Source organism: Lewinella cohaerens DSM 23179 (assembly GCF_000379805.1).
In the GTDB taxonomy this organism is placed as follows: Bacteria; Bacteroidota; Bacteroidia; order Chitinophagales; family Saprospiraceae; genus Lewinella; species Lewinella cohaerens.
On record NZ_KB903542.1, the window covers coordinates 52,275 to 71,403 of the forward strand.

Below are 19,129 nucleotides of genomic sequence, written 5' to 3' on the forward strand. Positions count from 1 at the left end.
TACCGGGAAGCACCTATTTTTCGTGATTTCCGATAAGTACAAGCAGGTTTTGATTTTTATGAAACAGATGCTAACAATTAAAGCGCGTAAACTACCCCTAGCAACATTTTGCAAGCGGTTGTCAAGAACCAATTCAGCTCTCATCCGCTTCGCGGTCTTGCTGATAGGTCTCTCCGTAGGTTTTAACGCAACGATACAAGCTCAGGAAGATGACAACCTGGAAATATTCGATTATACTGATCCACAGGATTACGAAATTGGAGGCATCAAGGTAACTGGTGCTTTCTTTAGCGATGAAACAGCTCTTATTGGCGTATCCGGTCTAGCTGTTGGTGACAAGATTCGTATCCCTGGTTATGACATCCCGCGCGCACTGAGAAACCTGTGGCGCCTTCGTCTTTTTACCGATGTCCAAATCCTCCAAGAAAAGAAAATCGGTGATGTTATCTTTCTCGAATACATTGTCCAGGAACGCCCACGCCTTTCGCGCTTTTCTTACAAAGGGGTAAAGAAATCCTTCCACGACGACCTCAACGACGAGGTAAACCGCTACCTCCTAAAGGGTGGAATTGTTACGGAGGATATTAAAGTAAATGCCGCTGAGAGTATTCGAGCCTTTTTTGTAGAAAAAGGATTTCTTGATACTCGTGTAGCGGTAGAAGAGATCAATGATACGAGCCGGGTAAATGCTGTCCGCCTGGTTTTCGATGTTAACCAAAATGATAAAATCAAGGTTAAAAATATCTTTTTCTCAGGAAATACAGCTGTTAAATCTCGTCGCTTGCGGAAAGAAATGGAAACCAAGGAGAAGCGCCGCTTCCTTACTGGATCCAAATTCATTGCGGAAGAATATGATGCGGATCAAGACGCCATCATCGCTTTCTATAACAAGATTGGCTACCGGGATGCCCGCATTGTGCAGGATAGCAGCTGGCGTAATGAAAAGGGGGAATTGGTATTACAAATCGACTTAGCAGAAGGAACACAATATTTCTTCCGCGACATTGCTTTCAAAGGAAATTCCATCTATGAAACCCAACAACTCGAAGAAGTATTGGGTATTGTGTCTGGCGATGTTTACAACCAGGAACTACTGGAAACTCGCCTGAGCTTTAGCCAGGATGGCCGCGACGTGAGTACTTTATACATGGACAATGGTTACCTCTTCTTCCGTGCCGATCCTATCGAGACGGCGATTGAAGGCGACAGTATCGATTTAGAAATCAGAATTTTTGAAGGCCCACAGGCGACCATTGACAAAGTAACGATTGCTGGTAACGACCGTACTCACGAACACGTTATCCGCCGTGAATTACGTACCCGCCCAGGGGATAAATTCAGCCGTTCCGACATCATTCGTTCGCAGCGCCAGATTATTAACCTCAACTATTTCAATCCAGAAAATCTGGGTATCAATACGCCGGTTAATCCTAACCGTGGTACTGTTGATATTGAATACACTGTTGAAGAGAAGCCTTCCGATCAGTTGGAACTTTCTGCTGGTTGGGGTGGGCAACGCCGAGTTATTGGTACACTGGGTGTCACCTTTAACAACTTCAGTTTACGTAATATCACTAATCGTAAAGCTTGGCACCCTCTCCCTCAGGGTGATGGTCAGCGAGTGAGCTTGCGTGCGCAAACAAATGGTGACTTCTACCAGTCTTATAACATCTCGTTCACCGAGCCTTGGTTGGGTGGTAAAAAACCTACCTCTTTAACAGTGGCTGGTTTCTACAATCGCTTCACCAATGGTGCTTCGAAGAATAATCCAGATGCCTACCAGAGTTTCAACATCACTCAATTTTCTGTGAGTGTAGGTACTCGCTTGCGCTGGCCAGATGACAACTTTGTTTCTCGTACGGGGGTTAATATTCAGACGCTAAATCTTCAAAACTGGAGTCTCTTTAATGTTTTCCGTTCTGATGATGGCCAAGTGGTTCGTGGTGGTTATTACAATAACTTCAGTATCACACAGACCTTGGCGCGAAACACTGTAAATGATCCTCTTTTCCCGAAAGAAGGTTCCAATATATCTTTATCGGTACAATTTACCCCTCCTTATTCTGTTTTTGATGACAAAAACTATGCTGACCTTCCTCCTGAGGATCGTTACCGTTGGTTGGAATACCACAAGTGGCGTTTTGATGCAGAATGGTACGCTACACTAGTAGGTAAATTAGTACTGAAAGCCCAAACCAAGTTTGGGGTAATCGGCAGCTACAATAATGAAATTGGTACTTCTCCATTCGAGCGTTTCCAGTTAGGAGGTGATGGTATCAACAACCAGCAATTTGGTTATGCCGGTGTAGATATTATCTCTAGTCGAGGCTATGAGATCGCTGATTTCCCTGGTAACACTATTGGCAATGGTCAGGAAGTAGCGACACCGCTTTACAGCAAGCTTACGTTTGAACTACGCTACCCACTTTCTTTGAACCCAAGTTCTACCATCTACGTACTCGCATTTGCGCAAGGAGCAAATGCATGGCGGAATGGCCGCGACTTCAACCCATTCGAACTACAGCGTTCTGTTGGTGGTGGTGTCCGGGTTTTCCTACCGATGTTTGGTACACTTGGATTTGACTATGGTATCGGCATTGACAAAACAGGGCCAAGAACTTTACAAAACATGGGTGACTTTAATATCATCCTTGGATTTGAGCCAGAGTAATTCCTGGACGTTTTTTAGCAAAGAAAAAGGCACCTAAGTAATGAACTTAGGTGCCTTTTTTACGTCAAGCTCGTTCGCTAAAACAAGTTGATTTTTTCTAGATGGCCTTTCTGACCATTTCCATGATTTCCTTTTCTTCCTGATCCGCAGCGGCAGCTAGTTTAGTGCTTTTCGCAAGTAAATTATCTTTAAAATCTTCATCATGCAAACCGCTGGCGTTGATCTGTACATTGAGATGAGCTCCATGAATAGCTGCCCGTGCACAAAGCGCTCCTACTCCAGCATCAGAGACCGAGGCAGGAAGGCCATTTTCTGCCATTGCCCGGCAGAGAGGGAAAATATGACTGGATGTTTCCATAATTTTAAAAGGCGTCATCATCGCTTCTTTAGTCGCTGATTGAATAGCCTCACGGCGGGCAGCTTTTTCTGCTTCGCTACCTTTGGGCAAACGAAAAGCATCCATAATGCCCTCAAAGGCTTGGGTATCCTGATCCACAAGCAACAGAAGCTGGTCTTTGAGTTCCTGACCTCGTTCAGCCCATTCGCTAAATTCTGCCCAGCGATCATCCCAGCCTCTTTTGTGGCTACTTAGGTTTGCGACCATTGTTCCAAGGCCTGCTCCAAGTGCCCCTACATAGGCTGCAATCGAACCACCGCCAGGTGCAGGGCTTTCACTGGCTGTTTCATTTGCAAAGTCGCGCAGGCTCATCGCAGCCAATGGCGCACCTGCCTCTTCTCGCAGTTGGTATTCAATAATTTTTTTATTGGGATCAAAAGGACTCAATTCATCCAGGCCCAAAGATTTTATGGCAATTTTTACGATCTCTTCCTCACTCACGCCTAAAGAGCGCTGCTGTTGTGCCAGAAAATACTTCCCCGCATCCAGCATTACCTGCAAAGGAACCAGACCAACAAGCTCGGAACCAGTAACGCGAAGACCACGCCGATTGGCACTCTCTCGCGTCGCTTCAAAAGCTTCGTGCAGGGCGGTAAGCTTAGTATCCGTAATGTTCATACTGATCTGCGCAACGCTATATTCTTCGATAAACCACCCAATAGCTTTTACGCCTTTACAAGCACCGGGAGTACGTACTGGTTCGCCATTTTCATCTTCCACAACAGGCCCCGTAATCGGGTTACCCGAACGCTGAATACGGCCTTTCTCTCTAATATCAAAAGCAACGGAATTGGCACGCCGAACCGAAGTCGTATTGAGGTTTACGTTGTAAGCGATCAGGAAATCACGAGCACCAATAGCTGTAGCCCCTGCTGTCGCATTGAAGGTTGCTGTCCCAAAATCAGGTTCCCATTTAGGCTGCTTCAGCTTATCTGCCAGCCCTTCGTATTCACCGGCACGAACAGTGGCCAAATTTTTCCTTTCAGGACGAGAAGCAGCACTTTCGTATAGATAAATAGGAATTTTTAATTCTTCTCCAACGCGGCGGCCCAACTGTTGCGCCCAGTGAGCAGTTTCTTCCATCGTAATGTTCGCAATAGGCACTAGCGGGCATACATCAGTGGCTCCCATACGGGGGTGCTCTCCCTGATGCTGACGCATATCGATAAGTTCCGCTGCTTTTTGAATTCCCCGAAATGCTGCTTCTACTACAGCTGCGGGTTCACCCACAAAAGTAACCACTGTACGATTCGTGGCATAACCAGGATCAACATCAAGGAGTTTTACGCCTTCAACGGTTTCAATCGCATCGGTAATTTGCTTAATGATAGTCAAGTCGCGGCCTTCACTGAAATTGGGCACGCATTCGATCAGAGCTTTTTTAGACATGTGGTCGTTAGTATTGCGCAGAAAAGAAAGTGTCGTTTCGCTTCGCGGCTTCTTCGAGGTTTCTCAAGTTTTCCAAATAGTTATAACACTTTTGCCATAGCATTCCTTCCGAAAAATGAATCGTTTATCTAACTATTATGAAAACAACCACCTAGTAGACGCAAAACGAAATCGCTTTTTATTTTCGTGCTGTTTCTTATGTTTTACTTGGTAGTGCAAAGATGGGAAATTTTGGAAAGAGTTAATTTCTCTTTTATATCCCTAGTTCAAAATCAAGGAAAAACCCACGGTCACCAATTTTGTTTGCACTGTACTGTAGGCGAAGTACGAAATCATAATAAAAAACGAGATCTATCCCGATGCCGCCACCCCACAGAAACTCATTATTGAGTGGGTTGGGTTGGGTATTGAATGGACTGTTTGCGTAGCCCATATCACTACTCATGCTAAGGTTAAAATGAAAAGGTAGTTCCCGAAAGGATTCCAGAAAAACCCATTTACCAAAAGTAATATTTCCCTTCCAAAGATTAAAACGGACACTCTTGCGCAGGTACGCCGCATCAAGCCCATCTAGAAGGTATAATTCATAACCACTCAACTTGCTCCTGCCAAAACCCAACGCCCGATTATAGCGATACGCCTGTGGCTGGCGGATAAATGAATATTTCCCTCCTCCGACAAGCCCAAAGCTCCAACGCTCCCCTATCGGCCAATATTTAGAACCAAAAAGATCCAGGGTAAGCGAAGAACGGTCATTGAAGATTCCGACGCCATCTTTCAGTAATTCAGCACCATAAATATGACCTGACCAAGGATAGGCCCGGTTGTCTCTAAAATCATAGGCGAAACGATAAAGCAGCCGAAAAAAACTGATTTCATTCTTGTTGCCTCCAAAATAATCGGGGTTGAAATCCTGAATAACTAAGGGGTCTATCCATTCCTGATGAAACTCCAGGCCAAACGTATGCATGGCATAAATAGCGGGGCGCCAAGTTAAGCTACTTTCAAATTTGTAAAATCTACGCAGAAAGCGAGCATCATCACGATAAAACTCCTGCTTATTATCCACCGTAGCGTAATTCACTTCGCGGTTACGGCTATAGCTAAGGCCTGCCGCCAGTCCTAGCGTTTGTTTTTTATTGATGTAGGGGATTTTATAACTGCCACTGTAGCTACGGGTGTAGCCATATTCAAAGCCTACTTCAATCTTATCGCCCCAGCCTGTAAAGTTGAGATGATTGACTTCTAATCCGATATTCACCCGCTGAAGTGAACGGTTTTGTTCCTTCCACCAGACGTTGAAATTGCGGTCCGCTAGATCGAAGGTTGGAACGGGGTAGATGTACCAGTTTTCTAACAATTCTACTTGTAGGTGAACTTTTTGAGTAGCGCCTTCCCAGTCTTTGTAGGTGATATTCGCCTTACTGAACAGGTTGGTGTTCATAAGTTGGCGTTCTGCCTCCGCGATCTTCTTTGGTAAATTAGCGAGAGAGATGGTGTCTCCTACCTTAATCGGTAACTCTCTGAAAATGACTGCCAGCCGGGTACGTTTCTGACCAATTACTGATATCTTATCAATGGTAATAGCCGTCGACTCTTGAGCCGTTAAAGCAAAAGTGGTCAATAAAACAACAAAAATGGATAGGATGACTGCTCTCATGATATTGTGCAGAAAATAAAATGCGATTAGCTTCGCTGCTTCTGCGAGGTCTCTTTAGGTTTTTCAAACAGTTAAAGCACTTGAAATGAATCGTTTATTCAACTATTTGAAAAACAGAATCGCATTTTATTTCCGTGCTGTTCCTTAAAGTTCTTGGGGGAGTAAAGACGGTGTAAAATAGCTTTTTATTGCTATAACCTTCCCCTAATCTAAAACCTTACAGTAGTATTCGACATGCGTCGTACAGGTCTTTCCAATTTTTTCGCTGACGAACTACGGTCTCTAAGTATTCCTCCCACAGTGGAGCATCCTGCTGGTTATCTTTGATAATGGCGCCTGTGAGGCTTGCTGCCAAATCATCGGCATGCAATTCGCCATTCCCAAAATGAGTCGCTAGTGCCTGCCCGTTATTGAGTACGGAAATAGCTTCGGCTGTACTGAGCGTACTACTTGGTGATTTAATCCGTGTACGACCATCCTCGGTTTTACCTGAACGTAGCTCTCGAAAGATAGTCACCAATCGGCGTACTTCTTCCGAAGGGAGTGGTGGCGCTGGAATTTCGAGCTGGCTTTGGGTTTGCTGTACCCTCGTTTCTACGATTTTCACTTCTTCCTCCAACGTAGCGGGGAGCGGCATAACAACCGTATTAAAACGCCGACGGAGGGCAGAGGAAAGCTCATTGACTCCTTTGTCTCGATCGTTTGCCGTAGCAATCACGTTAAATCCACGAATGGCCTGCACTTCGGCATTCAATTCTGGAATGGGTAGTGTTTTTTCTGAGAGTATCGTTATCAGCGCATCCTGCACATCGCTTGGTATTCGGGTAAGCTCTTCTATCCGCACAACTTTGCCCGTAGTCATTCCTTTCATTATAGGGCTGGGAACAATAGCTTTTTCTGATGGCCCTTCGGCCAGCAATTGAGCGTAATTCCAACCATAACGCAAAGCTTCTTCATTTAGGCCAGCGGTACCTTGTACCAAAAGTGTAGAGTTGCCGCTGATGGCTGCTGCCAGGTGTTCGCTCACCCATGTTTTGGCGGTCCCGGGTATACCTACCAGTAAGAGTGCACGGTCTGTGACGAGTGTAGCAACGGCTACTTCAATCAATCGACGTTGTCCGAAGTATTTGGGCTCAACAACGGTGCCATCGGCCAACTCTCCGCCCAGCAAGTAAGTCACCACTGCTTGGGGAGAGAGCTCCCAACCTTGCGGGCGGTGTTGTTTATCCTGCGCTTTGAGGGCTTTAAGCTCTTTTGCGAAAGCGGTTTCTGCGTGTGGGCGTAGCGTATGTTTCCCTTTGGCCATGCGTTTGGTTCAATCTGTTTAGGCTAAGGTACGGACTCTACAGAGTAAGGGACATTGTTTTTTATTTATTTTCCAGGCTAATCTTTCTTCGCTCCTAAGACGATTAGTGATTCCCCGCGACAAATCACGGGGAACCACCAATTATCTACAAAAGCCACTCATTTGTATACTTCTATTTATTAAAACTGTACGCGGTATAAAAAGTCAGGAAAGAACCCACGCTGGTAGACTTCATTCACTTCGTTTGTTTGCCGATTATAGCGGCGCACAAAAACGTTTTCCTGATCCGTCAAGTTCTGAAAATCTAAATAAAAGCGGTGGGTAAGTTTACGCTTTGTACTGTTCATTGTGACACCAAATTTGAGGTCCCACCGAAAATAGGGATCAAGTGTTAGGCTGAAAGCTTCCTCTTCAACATCGACCTGAAAGCCTGCTGCTTGTGAAGCCGCCAAATCAGTAGGAGAAAAAGGCCTTCCTCCCGCTGTTGTAATTTTTGTATCCACCGTAATCGCGTTTCTGCCATCTGGTCCAAAACTCCATTCTTTACCGGCCAGAAGATTCAAGACATAGGAGTTATTAAAGGCCGTGCTACGTTCTACGCCGTCACTTCCCTTATAGTTAGAGTCGTAGATCGAAGCTGTCAGTAAACCATAATACTTGTTACTAAAAAACTTCTCTAAGGTCAGTTCTATACCATAGTTTTCTCCTGATCCGTCATTTACAAGGCCCAATTTATTCCGTGGGAAAACAAAATCCGCACCCGTATTGAGGATAGAGAATGAACTCGCAAAAGGATCCACAGGTACGTCATTTACATCCTGATAGTAGGCTTCTACTTTTAAGCGCCACGCCGGAGAAAATTTATAATCATAGCCCAACACAAAATGCTGGCTGCGGGTAAAATCAAGTTCTTTATTAGGCCGGCTTACCGTTCCCTGATCATCAATAGCTGCAGCTAATAAAATGGGAATTGGTTGTGCCTGGCTATGCAAACCATAGCCTAACGTAAGCCTTTGGAGGGGTGCAAAATCCCAATTCACGGCTAGTCTAGGTTCAATGGCTGCTGCATCATTAATATCTAAACATTGGGCGTGTAGTCCAGCATTCAAGGTCCACTTTGTGCTGAAGCGATATTGGGTTTGTATAAATGGTTGCAGGATTGTCGCCTGGTCCTGAAACTGATAAGCTAAGGCTAACTCACGTATGCCATCACCATCGGCATCCGGCCCTTCTTCTGCATCCAGCGAACTCAGATTATAGTCGTACAGTTCGACCAATGCCCCGGCACGCGCAGTCCAACGGGCATTGAATTTTTTATTTACGTAAGAAGATAAAGAGTAACGGTTTTCGGTATTGTCAACATCAGCATAGGGCGCCTTGAATTCCTCCTCTGTGTCTTGCAGAAAATAACGATCCTGGGTGAAGGTATTCCCAGAACTAGTACCTGCAATTACGGTCCGTATATAAGCCTTGTCGCTTAGGATAAGATTGTGGCGTAGGCCTAAAACCCCAAAACTGGATTCCGCAAAAGCGTCTTCATCCGCAGCAGCAAAAAGGTCATCTTCGGCAATTTCATCATAAAGAAAATCAATATCACTGCGGCCACCGATGCCAAAGAGGACAAATTTGCCTGCTTTCCCATTACCAAAATCCAACTTGAAAGTAAGGTCCTGGTAATTGGGAGTAGCGTTGGTTCCTACAGGAATACCCAATTCGGCGGCTAAACCAACAAAAGAGTAGCGCCCCGCCACGACATAAGAGCCACCATTAAACAATGGCCCCTCGGCCATGCCTTCCAGTCCGCTAAATGCTCCCATTTGAAGCATAAATTCATGACGATCACGATTACCGGTGCGTAGCCCGAGATCAAAAACGCCCGCCAGTGCGTTACCATATTCCGCGGGGAAAGCACTCGTCAGAAAATCAGAGTTGCGAAGTAAATTCGGATTGAGTGCGCTCACCGGGCCTCCCGTTGTACCTAGCGTAGAAAAATGGTTGGGGTTAGGGATTGGAATGCCCTCCAATCGCCAAAGTACGCCGGTCGGCGAATTACCCCGAATAACAATATCGTTCCTAGAATCATTGGCGGTAGATACGCCAGCAAAGTTACTGGCCAGTCGAGCAACATCGCTATTCCCACCTGCATAACGGTTGACTTCTTCCACAGAAAAGGTCCGTGCTGAGATGGTTGCTAATTCATTTTGCGGACGATCTTTATCCACATTCGCGGTTACGACCACGGCGTCGAGTTCAGCGATTGCTTCTTCCATTGCCAGCTGTAAGATGACCTCCTTACCTGCTCCCACCACAATATTGGGAATCGTAAGGGCTTCATACCCCAGGTATGTAATCCGGATAACCTGGCGGCCATAGGGTACATCTTTCAAACGGAAATAACCGTCAATATCAGTAACTGTGCCAAGGGAGTTTTCGATGCCAATCAATTCTACGGCAGCACCAATGAGTGGCATCTCAGATTGTTGGTCAATAATCGTTCCTTTGATCGTTTGCTGCGACCAAAGGGCCATAGCTGAGAAAAGAATTGAAAACGTGAATAATAGTCGTAACATCTTAATGAGCTTTGGTAAATTCAGGATCTGAATAATTTAATGGACCAAAGCTGCCCCTTCTGTGCTTGCTACAACAGTATTTTCTGGTGAATCGTCATTTTTACACACTGAATGGTAATACGGCTTAAAATTGCCCTGCGTCTTCCCGATAAATGACGGCTAACAATACTTGCCCTACTGCTCGCAGGGTGTTTTTGTCAATGATTTCCATATCGTCATGATGGGTATGCCAATGAGGGCCAAATGCTGTCTCTTCTGTTCCTTTTAGGTTGATGATATCAATCATAGGGATACCAGCAATCGTGTTTACAAAAAAATGATCATCGGTAATCCCAGGGCCACCTTCATTGAGGAAATAGTTACTACGCCCCATTTGCTTTGCCAACGTCCACACTTTTTTCACGATAGGCTGTGCGTATTGCCAGCTATTCCCTTCAATTTTAAATTGAGCATCTTTTGCGCCGACCATGTCTAGCAAAATGCCGTAACGAGGCTTTATCGCCGTCGGGCGGTTATTCGACCAATATTGACTTCCTAGGCAATAGGTGTTCGGCTGGCCTCCTGCTTCACCATAGTCTTCGGCATCAAACAGCACCAAGTCTACTCCGATACCTACTTTTTGTGTTGCCAAAGTACGGGCTATCTGTAGCAGTACCCCTACTCCACTACCTCCATCATCGGCACCCAATATTGGCTCGGCTTCTCGATCTATATTCAAAGGACTATCCGCAATGTGACGCGTATCCCAGTGAGCGGCCAGCATAATGCGATCAGATACTTCAGGGTTAAACTGGGCAATGATATTCGTGGCTTTGTATTTTTCACCGGTATAAACGGTCGCCTGAAAATCCTGCTCGATTACTTTTGCACCTGTCGCTTTTAGTTCTGCTACCAACCATTCTTTGGTCGCATCATGGCCTTCACTACCCATTACACGAGGACCAAAGCTTACTTGTTTGGCAATATCATCGTAAGCAGCATCAGCATCAAAAGCAGGAACAGCTACAGGCCCTTTGGGGCGAGGAGTATCTGGTCTTTGTGGAGGATCTCCCTTACAAGAAGTATAGAAAAGACTACCTGTTACCAGAAAAAAAACACTAAAGAGCAAGAGCTTCGAATTACGCATGAGCGATCATAATTATATTGAGAAACAAAGATAAGACCTTCAATGACATTTTTGTGTTTAAGCTAAAGCAGTATCAGGCTTGATTCCACTTGATTTCAACGCTGGAAATTATCAAATGCATCAATAACGACTATTTTCGGGTTGCTGTGGTTGGTTTTACCATTGATGTAACACAAACGTTAAGCCGTTAACGCTAAAAGTCCGTCTACATCCAAAACCCGAGTATACATATGGAGGCTTCCATCCTTGTTCATTGGCCATTCTTCGCGCGGGCGATCCCAATACAGCTCTACGCCATTTCCGTCGGGGTCGTCCAGATAAATAGCCTCTGAAACACCATGATCAGAAGCTCCTGTAAGGGGATAATCAGCGCTAATCAGTCGCTTCACAATAGCAGACAGGTCTTCTCGTGTAGGATAGACCAATGCGGTATGAAAGAGACCAACTGCACGGCGATCTGATCGTGGTGCTCCTTTGCTAAACCAGGTATTCAAGCCTATATGATGATGATAACCACCCGCTGAAATAAAGGCAGCATCTTCGCCATAAGTAGCCATTACCTCAAAGCCCAATAGGCCACAGTAAAAATCCAGCGCTCGCTGCAAATCTGCCACCTTCAAGTGTACGTGCCCTATCCGGGCACCCGCAGGAATCTGATATTCTGGTTTTGACATAGTTTATGTATTGCGCAAAAGGAATGGAAAACTCAATTAACTTCAAAGTCTCTTAGATTTTCAAATAGCCGAACACCTTTTTAGAGCTCACAAAAATCACCCATATCCGTCAGGTTCTTGCAAGGGTTACGCCAGCGTGTCCCATTATCGAAGAGGCTATCTGCTTCTTTAGGGCCCCAAGTCCCGGCGGGATAGCCAAAGAGCTTACTTTCATTGGCCTCCCAAGCATTTAGAATGGGGTCTACAAAAGCCCAGGCAGCCTCTACGCTTTCGCCCAAGGAATAGAGGGTAGCATCACCGCGAATGCAATCCAGGATGAGGCGCTCGTAAGCTTCCGGTACATCAGCATCCGTAAGGTCTGCGTAATGAAAATCCATATTGACATCCTTTACACGGAACCCTTGCCCAGGGATTTTCATCCCAAACTTAAGCGCCAGCCCTTCGTGCGGTTGAATACGAATAATAAGCTGATTATAAGGATCACTGAAGGTTTCTTCACTGCGAAAAAGGCGCTGCGGTGATTGTTTAAAGGTAATCACCACCTCCGAAACCTTAGTGGGCAGGCGCTTGCCTGTGCGCACGTAAAACGGCACATCAGCCCAGCGCCAATTGTCAATAAAAAACTTCATGGCCACAAAGGTCTCCGTTCTCGAATCATCGGGAACACCTTCTTCTTCGCGGTAGCCTACAGCAGTATCGCCCGCAATTTCTGATGCGGTGTACTGACCACGCACCACATATTGCTCCACTTCCTCCGGAGCAATCGGGCGCAACGATTGGAACAATTTTAACTTTTCGCTACGAATAGCATGGGCTGCAGCCGAAACAGGCGGCTCCATAGCAATATGTGCAACGATCTGCAAAAGGTGATTCTGAATCATATCTCGCAAGGCCCCCGAATCATCATAGTAACCACCACGGCTCCCTACGCCCATTGGTTCTGCAGAGGTGATTTGTACGTGCTCAATATAGTTTCGGTTCCAAAGTGGTTCAAAAATGCCGTTGGCGAACCGCGTCACCAGTAGGTTTTGTACGGTTTCTTTACCGAGGTAATGGTCGATCCTATAAATCTCTTCTTCTTTGAAAAACTGTAAGAGATGGTTGTTCAGCTCGCTAGCTGATTCCGCATCATAGCCAAACGGCTTTTCAATCACCAGCCGGCGAAAATGGCCTTTCGCTTTATTCAAGCCATGAGTAGCAAGGTAGGCCGGAATCGTTTTGTACAACTTAGGCGGCGTAGAGAGGTAAAAGATATAATCCCCTTTTGTACCAAGGGTCTTATCCAGTTCCGTCAGCCGCTCTTTGACCTTGCCATAATCAGCTTCACTAGAAGTATCAATGGGCTGATAAAAAAGCATTTTAGCGAAAGTATCCTTCTTTTTTTGTGGTAAATTTTCGGAAAGGTAAGTACTTTTATAAACGACTTTCTCGCGAAAATCTTCATCCGACAACTCCGTCCGGCTAACCCCCAGGAGTGCAAAATTTTCTGGTAAATACCCTCCTTCATAAAGGTGATAAAAGGCAGGAATCAATTTTCTGGCGGTAAGGTCGCCAGAAGCACCAAAAATAACGAAGATATGAGGAGTCATACGAGACGATGATTAAGGATGATTGTAAAAATGGACATTTTCCTCGAAGTTCACCTAAACTTGTTGGGCCCAAGGATCGTTTTTCAGTTGGGTTAGCGACAATCGCTAATTTATTCTCTTACTTTTGCCAAAAGTACAGTTTAGGTGCAAAGTGTACTCTTTTTCAAACCGCTCAACTAAACAAAAGTTGGTGCAAGCCTAATAATAACATCCATGCAATACGATTTCGGAATGATTGGTCTGGGCACAATGGGCCGTAATTTTTTATTGAACGTTGCAGACAAAGGCTTCTCGGCTGCGGGCTTAGACCTGGATCCTGAAAAAGCAGCATCACTCAATGAAGAAGCCGGGCACCGCAAAATGAAAGCCACCACCGATCAAGCGGAATTTTTGCAAATGCTCAAATCACCACGCCGCATCATGCTGCTGGTACCTGCGGGCAAAATCGTAGATAAAGTTATTGAAGGCCTCCTACCACACCTAGACCAGGGTGACCTGATTATTGACGGTGGTAATTCTCATTACAACGATACAACACGCCGTGCCGAAAGCCTCAATGCTAAAGGAATAAGATTCCTGGGTGTAGGTGTTTCTGGCGGCGAAGAAGGTGCCCGACGTGGGCCGAGTATTATGCCCGGCGGCGATTTTTCTGCCTGGGAGGATGTTCAACGGATACTGGAGGCTGTTTCTGCCAAAGTAGATCGCGAACCTTGTGTTGCCTACATGGGCAAAGGCGCAGCCGGACACTATGTAAAAATGGTACATAATGGTATTGAATACGGCATGATGCAGCTTATCGCTGAAACCTACGACCTCATGCGGCGGATCGGCGGCTTCTCCAACGAGGAAATCCACGAGACCTTTACGCAATGGAACCAAGGGCCTTTGCAATCTTTTCTGATCGAAATTACCGCCACCATTTTCGGACAAAAGGATGACAAAGCAGAAGGTCACCTGATTGATGCCATCCTTGACAGAGCCAAGCAAAAAGGCACTGGCAAATGGACTTCTCAATCGGCGATGGACCTTGGCGTGCCTGTGCCTACCATTGATGCGGCCGTTACCATGCGCGGACTTTCTTCCTTCTTGGAATTCCGCCAAGAAGCCGGACAAAAATATGGCTCTTTTCCTACCGAAAGTATCGAAAACAAAACCACTTTTGCCATTCAGCTAGAGCACGCCTTGCTCTTTAGCTTCATCCTTACCTACGCTCAGGGGCTTCACCTTTTGGCAGTTGCCAGCAAAGAGATGAACCTGGAGTTGAACCTCTCAGAAACGGCAAAAATATGGCGGGGCGGGTGCATCATCCGGGCCGAGATACTGGAAGATATTCGTCAGGCCTATGCCGCTCGGCCAGATCTGGAAAATCTTATTGCTTCGTCGGTATTCCGTGGTCGTCTCAAAACACTGTTATCATCCGTACGCGCGGTGGTGGAAACAGCTACCCAAAATGGCATCCCTCTGCTCGCTCTCAGCAGTGCTTTACACTATTTTGAATCTTTGCGGGCACCTCGTTTGCCACTCAACCTCGTACAGGCTCAGCGTGATTACTTTGGCGCACACACCTACGAACGACTAAGTGGCGACGGGGAGACGTATCATACGGAGTGGGGGAAATAAGTTTTGGTGTAAGGGTTGGATGAGTGTAAGGGTGTAAGAGTTGGCTCCGCAAATATTTACGACTTTGTACTTACGCTTTTGAAAAAGAGAACGCGAGGCAGCGACGTAGGTACAACCAACGCCGAACTTTAGAATATTATAAAATCCTTTTTTGAACAGGTATTTTATGGGCCATACCGGCAGTGGCGTTGCTGCGCAAACACCGCTGCGGCACCAGGCTGTCTGTCGCTGGCGCTCCGGCCCATCCCTTGGCCTGCTCCTCCGTCCGCCGAGCTACAGGCGTTGCCTTTCGCGCTGAATGGGAGTGCTGAACGCAGGGTTGATTGGTTCAAAATGCCGTCAGAATTTGCCAAAAAAAACTAAGTAAAACCCTTCTCCTCCTTTCGAGGAAGTGTCCGCAAGACGGAGGAGGGTTGTCCTTCGCCACAAGCATATTTCCTCCCTCGATTCGAGGAATCGGTCCCTCCAGCAGGACACATTTGTAACCCAAGATTTGCGCCTTAATCTGGCTTTTTCAGGTAACTCTTTCGGTTGAATTCAAAACCAAGCAACGCTGCGCTGAACAGGGGGGCTGGTAGTTTTTATTTTTTTAGTTCTATTTTCTCTTGTAACAAACATTCTGCTATCTTTTGTGATTGTTCTTCATTTATCTTTTGGCTTATTCCGTGCCTCATACAAAATTTATTCAATCCATCGAAAAGTATATCCAGACTTTTCTTGAATTCTTTGGGCGAAAAATCCACTTTAAATTGATCTCCTTTTCTTCCCAATATTTTATAATCTCTAGTACAAAGATGAAGAATATTTATACCACTTAAATTATGGTCCATATTCAGGAAAAAACCCCAACTATCAATATTCTCGAGAACTGTTGTCATCCATTTTCTTACTTCAGGAATTTGATATAGCTCTCTTTCATCATCATCATATCCATAAATCATTATATTAACCTTATTCCGCATTGCCAAAATCAACTTCTTATTAGCCTCTAACCTCTTGAATACATCAATGAACGGTATTATCGTATAACTTTCTACATCATCTCTACCAATCACAAACATTAAGAGACCACATTCTTCTAATTGTTTATTTACCTTCCAGTAGTTTTCAAACTGGGAAACGTAATCTGTTACCATTCCTGTTAACGAAGATAATTCCCCCTTAACACTTTTATTTAATTCTTGATTAAACGGAACTATTATTGTCCAATTATTCCCCGCTTGACTTGTTTCTTCAAATTGAAACAATGTCCAATAAATTTTTTTTCGTACCGGGGTTGACTAAACAAATTAGAGTAGGTATTTCAACATTCATCAAATAATTCAAATGCTTTTTTTCTCCTCTATAAACCCAACCAATTTCGTTTGATTCTTTGAAAAAACTATCGCCACATTTAACCTGAATTGCTATTGATTTTCCAGTTACCAACCCATGATTTGTAATTAAGTCAATATAACCGTCAATCCCAAAATCAAACTCTTGGTAATTCCTACGGAATATCCATCCAAATTTTTCTTCAACAGCTGTTTTAACTATTGAAAGTCCAAGCTCTCCTTTTAATCTTGATTTATTATATTTCGGGAATGAGTCTTCCATTTCTTCTTCTTTTTAACCCAGCTCACAATTTACAAATTCCAACTTTCGACTTTATCATAGCCATACTTAAGCACACCCAATAAAACCTCTTACACCTTTGGCATAACCATGCTTTCGGCATACATCCACCCAACTCTTACCCCCCCACCTCTTCCAATTTCCTATCCATTACCACCAACCAAAGTGGCGGCACCAGCGCCATCAAGATAGAAGCTGGGTAGCCCAAAGGTAATACAGGTGCCTGTTCGTGATGATCAAGGATCTGATATTTTTTGTTGGCCAGGTAGTGGTGATCAGAATGGCGAGTGAGCTCGTAGAGCATGATTCTTCCCAGGTGGTAGTTCGCATTCCACGAGTGGCGAGGTTGTACACGCTCGTAGCGGCCATTGTCTAAGAGGCGGCGCTGGAGGCCGTAGTGCTCTACATAATTGATGGACTCTAAAAGCAATACACCTATCAAACCAGCGATCAATACAGCTAATCCCATTTGCCAAGAAGGCGTAAGTGCGAAAACCAAGGCTACATAGATAAATTGCTGGATGCTAAAGCGAACCATCTCGTTTTGGAAACTCCAAAAGGGGAGCTTACTGCGCTGCAAGCGATCTCGTTCCAAACGCCAGGCACTGCGATAAGAGCCCCACAGGGAGCGCAACCAAAAGGTATACACTATTTCTCCTTTGCGGGCTGTAGCCGGGTCAAGTGGTGTGGCGACGTGTTTGTGGTGGCCACGATTATGCTCAATGAAGAAGTGTTGATACAGGGTGGGTAGCAGTAATATTTTCGCCAAGGCTTGCTCCACTTTATTACTTCGGTGCCCCAATTCGTGCGCGACATTGATGCCACAAACGCCCAGCACTATTCCTACGGAAAGTACATGCCCCGTCAGTTCGCTGGTTGTGTAATCTTGCGTATTCAACTGGTAAATAAAAAGGCAAATGATCCCAAAAACAAGCGGAACATTGAGGTATAACAACCAATCAAAAACCTTTCTAGCCAGGCGATCATTACGCTCCTCTTCCGGTAAATTAGAGGTATCCTGAGGAAGAAACTGTTCCAATAAAGGAATCAAACCAAAGGAGAAAACAACCGTCGCATAAGCAGCTGTCCCACCCTGAAGCAAACCAAAAATGCAGAGGACAGGAATGATGTAAGCCGTGAGATATTTAATACTCTTCATGGTAATAGATTTTCATTACCAAGATAAGGAAAATCTTTATTTCAACCGGTTCAAGCCTTCTCTTGCCTGCACATATTCAGGTGCCAAGCGAATGGTGTGCTCGTAATCTTGAACAGCCTGCTCATTGTTGCCCAAAGCTTCTGCGGCATAGCCCCGATAGTAATAGGCCGCTGCATAAAGCGGTGCGTTTTCAATAGCCATCGTAAAATGGTCATACGCCTCCTCCATAGCATCCAATTCGAGTAGTACAAGGCCGGCATTGTAGTAGCTTTTCTCGTCCATGGGCGCTTTTCGGATGGCTGTTTTATACAACTCCAGGGCTCCTTCTGGATTATCCTGGTCCCAAAGGTATTCCGCTTTGGCGCTTAGGGCAATCGTACTACTGCTGTCTACTTCAATGGCATTGTCATAAAAAGTTTCTGCCAGATTGCCGTCAATACTGGCGTGCAACTGCCCCAGTTTGATCCAGGTATCTAGCATTTCGGGATCAATTTCGGATGACTCCTGGAAGGCATTAATCGCTCGGTTGATATCGCCTAGTTCTTCAAAGTTTTTTCCCATAAAGAAAAAAGCCAGGGCATTTTGCGGGTCAATCCGCAAGGCCTTATCTATAGATGCCAGTGAGGCTTGATTCATTTTCAGGAAAAGCTGAATTTCACTGAGCTTTAGCCAAGAGCTAATATCTTCGGGTGCAATGGCTACAGCTCGTTCCATTGTTTGCAGCGCCAGTCGTGAACGGAAGTAATCCAGGTAGATGTCCGTCAATAAATGGTGATAATCAATATTTACAGAATCCAATGAAAGCGCTGCGGTCATATCTGCAATCGCTTGATCATAGCTGTTCTTTTCATAAAAAATCTCTGCCCGTAATGCGTAGAGCTCTGCATTATTGGGATCTTGAGACAGGCGCTGGCTTACTTGATCGATTTCATCATCGCCAGAAAGCACTACTCCATCTGTGTTTTGGTCAGTAGGGGCATCGTTACCACAGGCTGATATTAAAAATATTGCCGTAAGAATAGTCGTCGTGTACAGTAGGAATGTTATCTTCTTCATACCACAAATTTACAGCTTAATGCTTGTTTAGAGCCTGTTTGGGATTTAAATTTCGGGCTGCTCTTGTCAAATTACGCACTCTACGTCGTTCTTCTTCGGTCGCGTAGCTTTGGCTATGCTCCCTCATCGGGCCTCGTCCAGCACGTAACTTGCCTACGTTCACTCCAAAAATAAACCCCTAACAGGCTCTTTTTCCTTGGCAAAGCAAGCAATAAAACTTTCTTTTGTGTGTATTAATAGACAAAGTGTCTCTACCATTGTGTGAGCGCCTGCTTTTTTTGGGTAAGTGTTTTATTCT

The 19,129-nt window shown here is 45.2% G+C and carries 14 protein-coding genes; 2 read left to right on the top strand and 12 right to left on the bottom strand.

Translation table 11 applies throughout. The features are described 5' to 3' along the window. Positions 1-118 precede the first annotated feature (118 nt). Positions 119-2,671 (top strand): outer membrane protein assembly factor BamA, encoded by a 2,553-nt coding sequence (gene bamA, locus A3EU_RS0111500; protein WP_245569350.1) that lies wholly within the window; start codon positions 119-121, stop codon positions 2,669-2,671. Between the two features lie 97 nt (positions 2,672-2,768). On the opposite strand, the gene ftcD is transcribed toward bamA, so the two are convergent. The 7 genes from ftcD to zwf form a co-directional block, all read right to left on the bottom strand. Further along, positions 2,769-4,457 (bottom strand): glutamate formimidoyltransferase, encoded by a 1,689-nt coding sequence (gene ftcD, locus A3EU_RS0111505; RefSeq protein ID WP_020536315.1) that lies wholly within the window; start codon positions 4,455-4,457, stop codon positions 2,769-2,771. 253 nt (positions 4,458-4,710) lie between these two features. Then, positions 4,711-6,117, bottom strand: coding sequence for a BamA/TamA family outer membrane protein (locus A3EU_RS0111510; protein WP_020536316.1), 1,407 nt, complete (start codon positions 6,115-6,117; stop codon positions 4,711-4,713). A gap of 217 nt (positions 6,118-6,334) precedes the next feature. Next, positions 6,335-7,423, bottom strand: a complete 1,089-nt coding sequence (locus A3EU_RS0111515) for an ATP-binding protein (protein ID WP_020536317.1) — start codon at positions 7,421-7,423, stop codon at positions 6,335-6,337. 179 nt (positions 7,424-7,602) lie between these two features. Beyond that, positions 7,603-9,993 (bottom strand): TonB-dependent receptor, encoded by a 2,391-nt coding sequence (locus A3EU_RS0111520; RefSeq protein ID WP_063824174.1) that lies wholly within the window; start codon positions 9,991-9,993, stop codon positions 7,603-7,605. Between the two features lie 124 nt (positions 9,994-10,117). Beyond that, a complete protein-coding gene (locus A3EU_RS0111525) occupies positions 10,118-11,119 on the bottom strand; it encodes a M28 family peptidase (protein WP_020536319.1) in 1,002 nt (333 codons plus the stop codon). A 179-nt stretch (positions 11,120-11,298) separates the two neighbouring features. Then, positions 11,299-11,793: a VOC family protein gene (locus A3EU_RS0111530; RefSeq protein ID WP_020536320.1), complete on the bottom strand. Its 495-nt coding sequence runs from the start codon at positions 11,791-11,793 to the stop codon at positions 11,299-11,301. Between the two features lie 80 nt (positions 11,794-11,873). Next, a complete protein-coding gene (zwf, locus tag A3EU_RS0111535) occupies positions 11,874-13,382 on the bottom strand; it encodes a glucose-6-phosphate dehydrogenase (protein ID WP_020536321.1) in 1,509 nt (502 codons plus the stop codon). Between the two features lie 213 nt (positions 13,383-13,595). On the opposite strand from zwf, the gene gndA reads away from it, so the two are divergent. Next, complete coding sequence (gene gndA / locus A3EU_RS0111540; protein ID WP_020536322.1) at positions 13,596-15,002, top strand: NADP-dependent phosphogluconate dehydrogenase; 1,407 nt, start codon at positions 13,596-13,598, stop codon at positions 15,000-15,002. Between the two features lie 164 nt (positions 15,003-15,166). On the opposite strand, the gene A3EU_RS34235 is transcribed toward gndA, so the two are convergent. The 5 genes from A3EU_RS34235 to A3EU_RS0111560 form a co-directional block, all read right to left on the bottom strand. Further along, positions 15,167-15,334, bottom strand: a complete 168-nt coding sequence (locus A3EU_RS34235; protein ID WP_156825738.1) for a hypothetical protein — start codon at positions 15,332-15,334, stop codon at positions 15,167-15,169. A gap of 249 nt (positions 15,335-15,583) precedes the next feature. Beyond that, the gene (locus A3EU_RS0111545; protein WP_020536323.1) at positions 15,584-16,249 is read right to left on the bottom strand and encodes a hypothetical protein; all 666 of its coding nucleotides are present in this window, start codon (positions 16,247-16,249) and stop codon (positions 15,584-15,586) included. Next, positions 16,236-16,598, bottom strand: coding sequence for a DUF4365 domain-containing protein (locus A3EU_RS33900; RefSeq protein ID WP_020536324.1), 363 nt, complete (start codon positions 16,596-16,598; stop codon positions 16,236-16,238). Before A3EU_RS33900 ends, A3EU_RS0111545 begins: the two co-directional genes overlap by 14 nt. A gap of 136 nt (positions 16,599-16,734) precedes the next feature. Continuing rightward, positions 16,735-17,775: an alkane 1-monooxygenase gene (locus A3EU_RS0111555; protein ID WP_020536325.1), complete on the bottom strand. Its 1,041-nt coding sequence runs from the start codon at positions 17,773-17,775 to the stop codon at positions 16,735-16,737. A gap of 36 nt (positions 17,776-17,811) precedes the next feature. Then, a complete protein-coding gene (locus A3EU_RS0111560) occupies positions 17,812-18,831 on the bottom strand; it encodes a tetratricopeptide repeat protein (RefSeq protein WP_020536326.1) in 1,020 nt (339 codons plus the stop codon). Positions 18,832-19,129 lie beyond the last annotated feature (298 nt).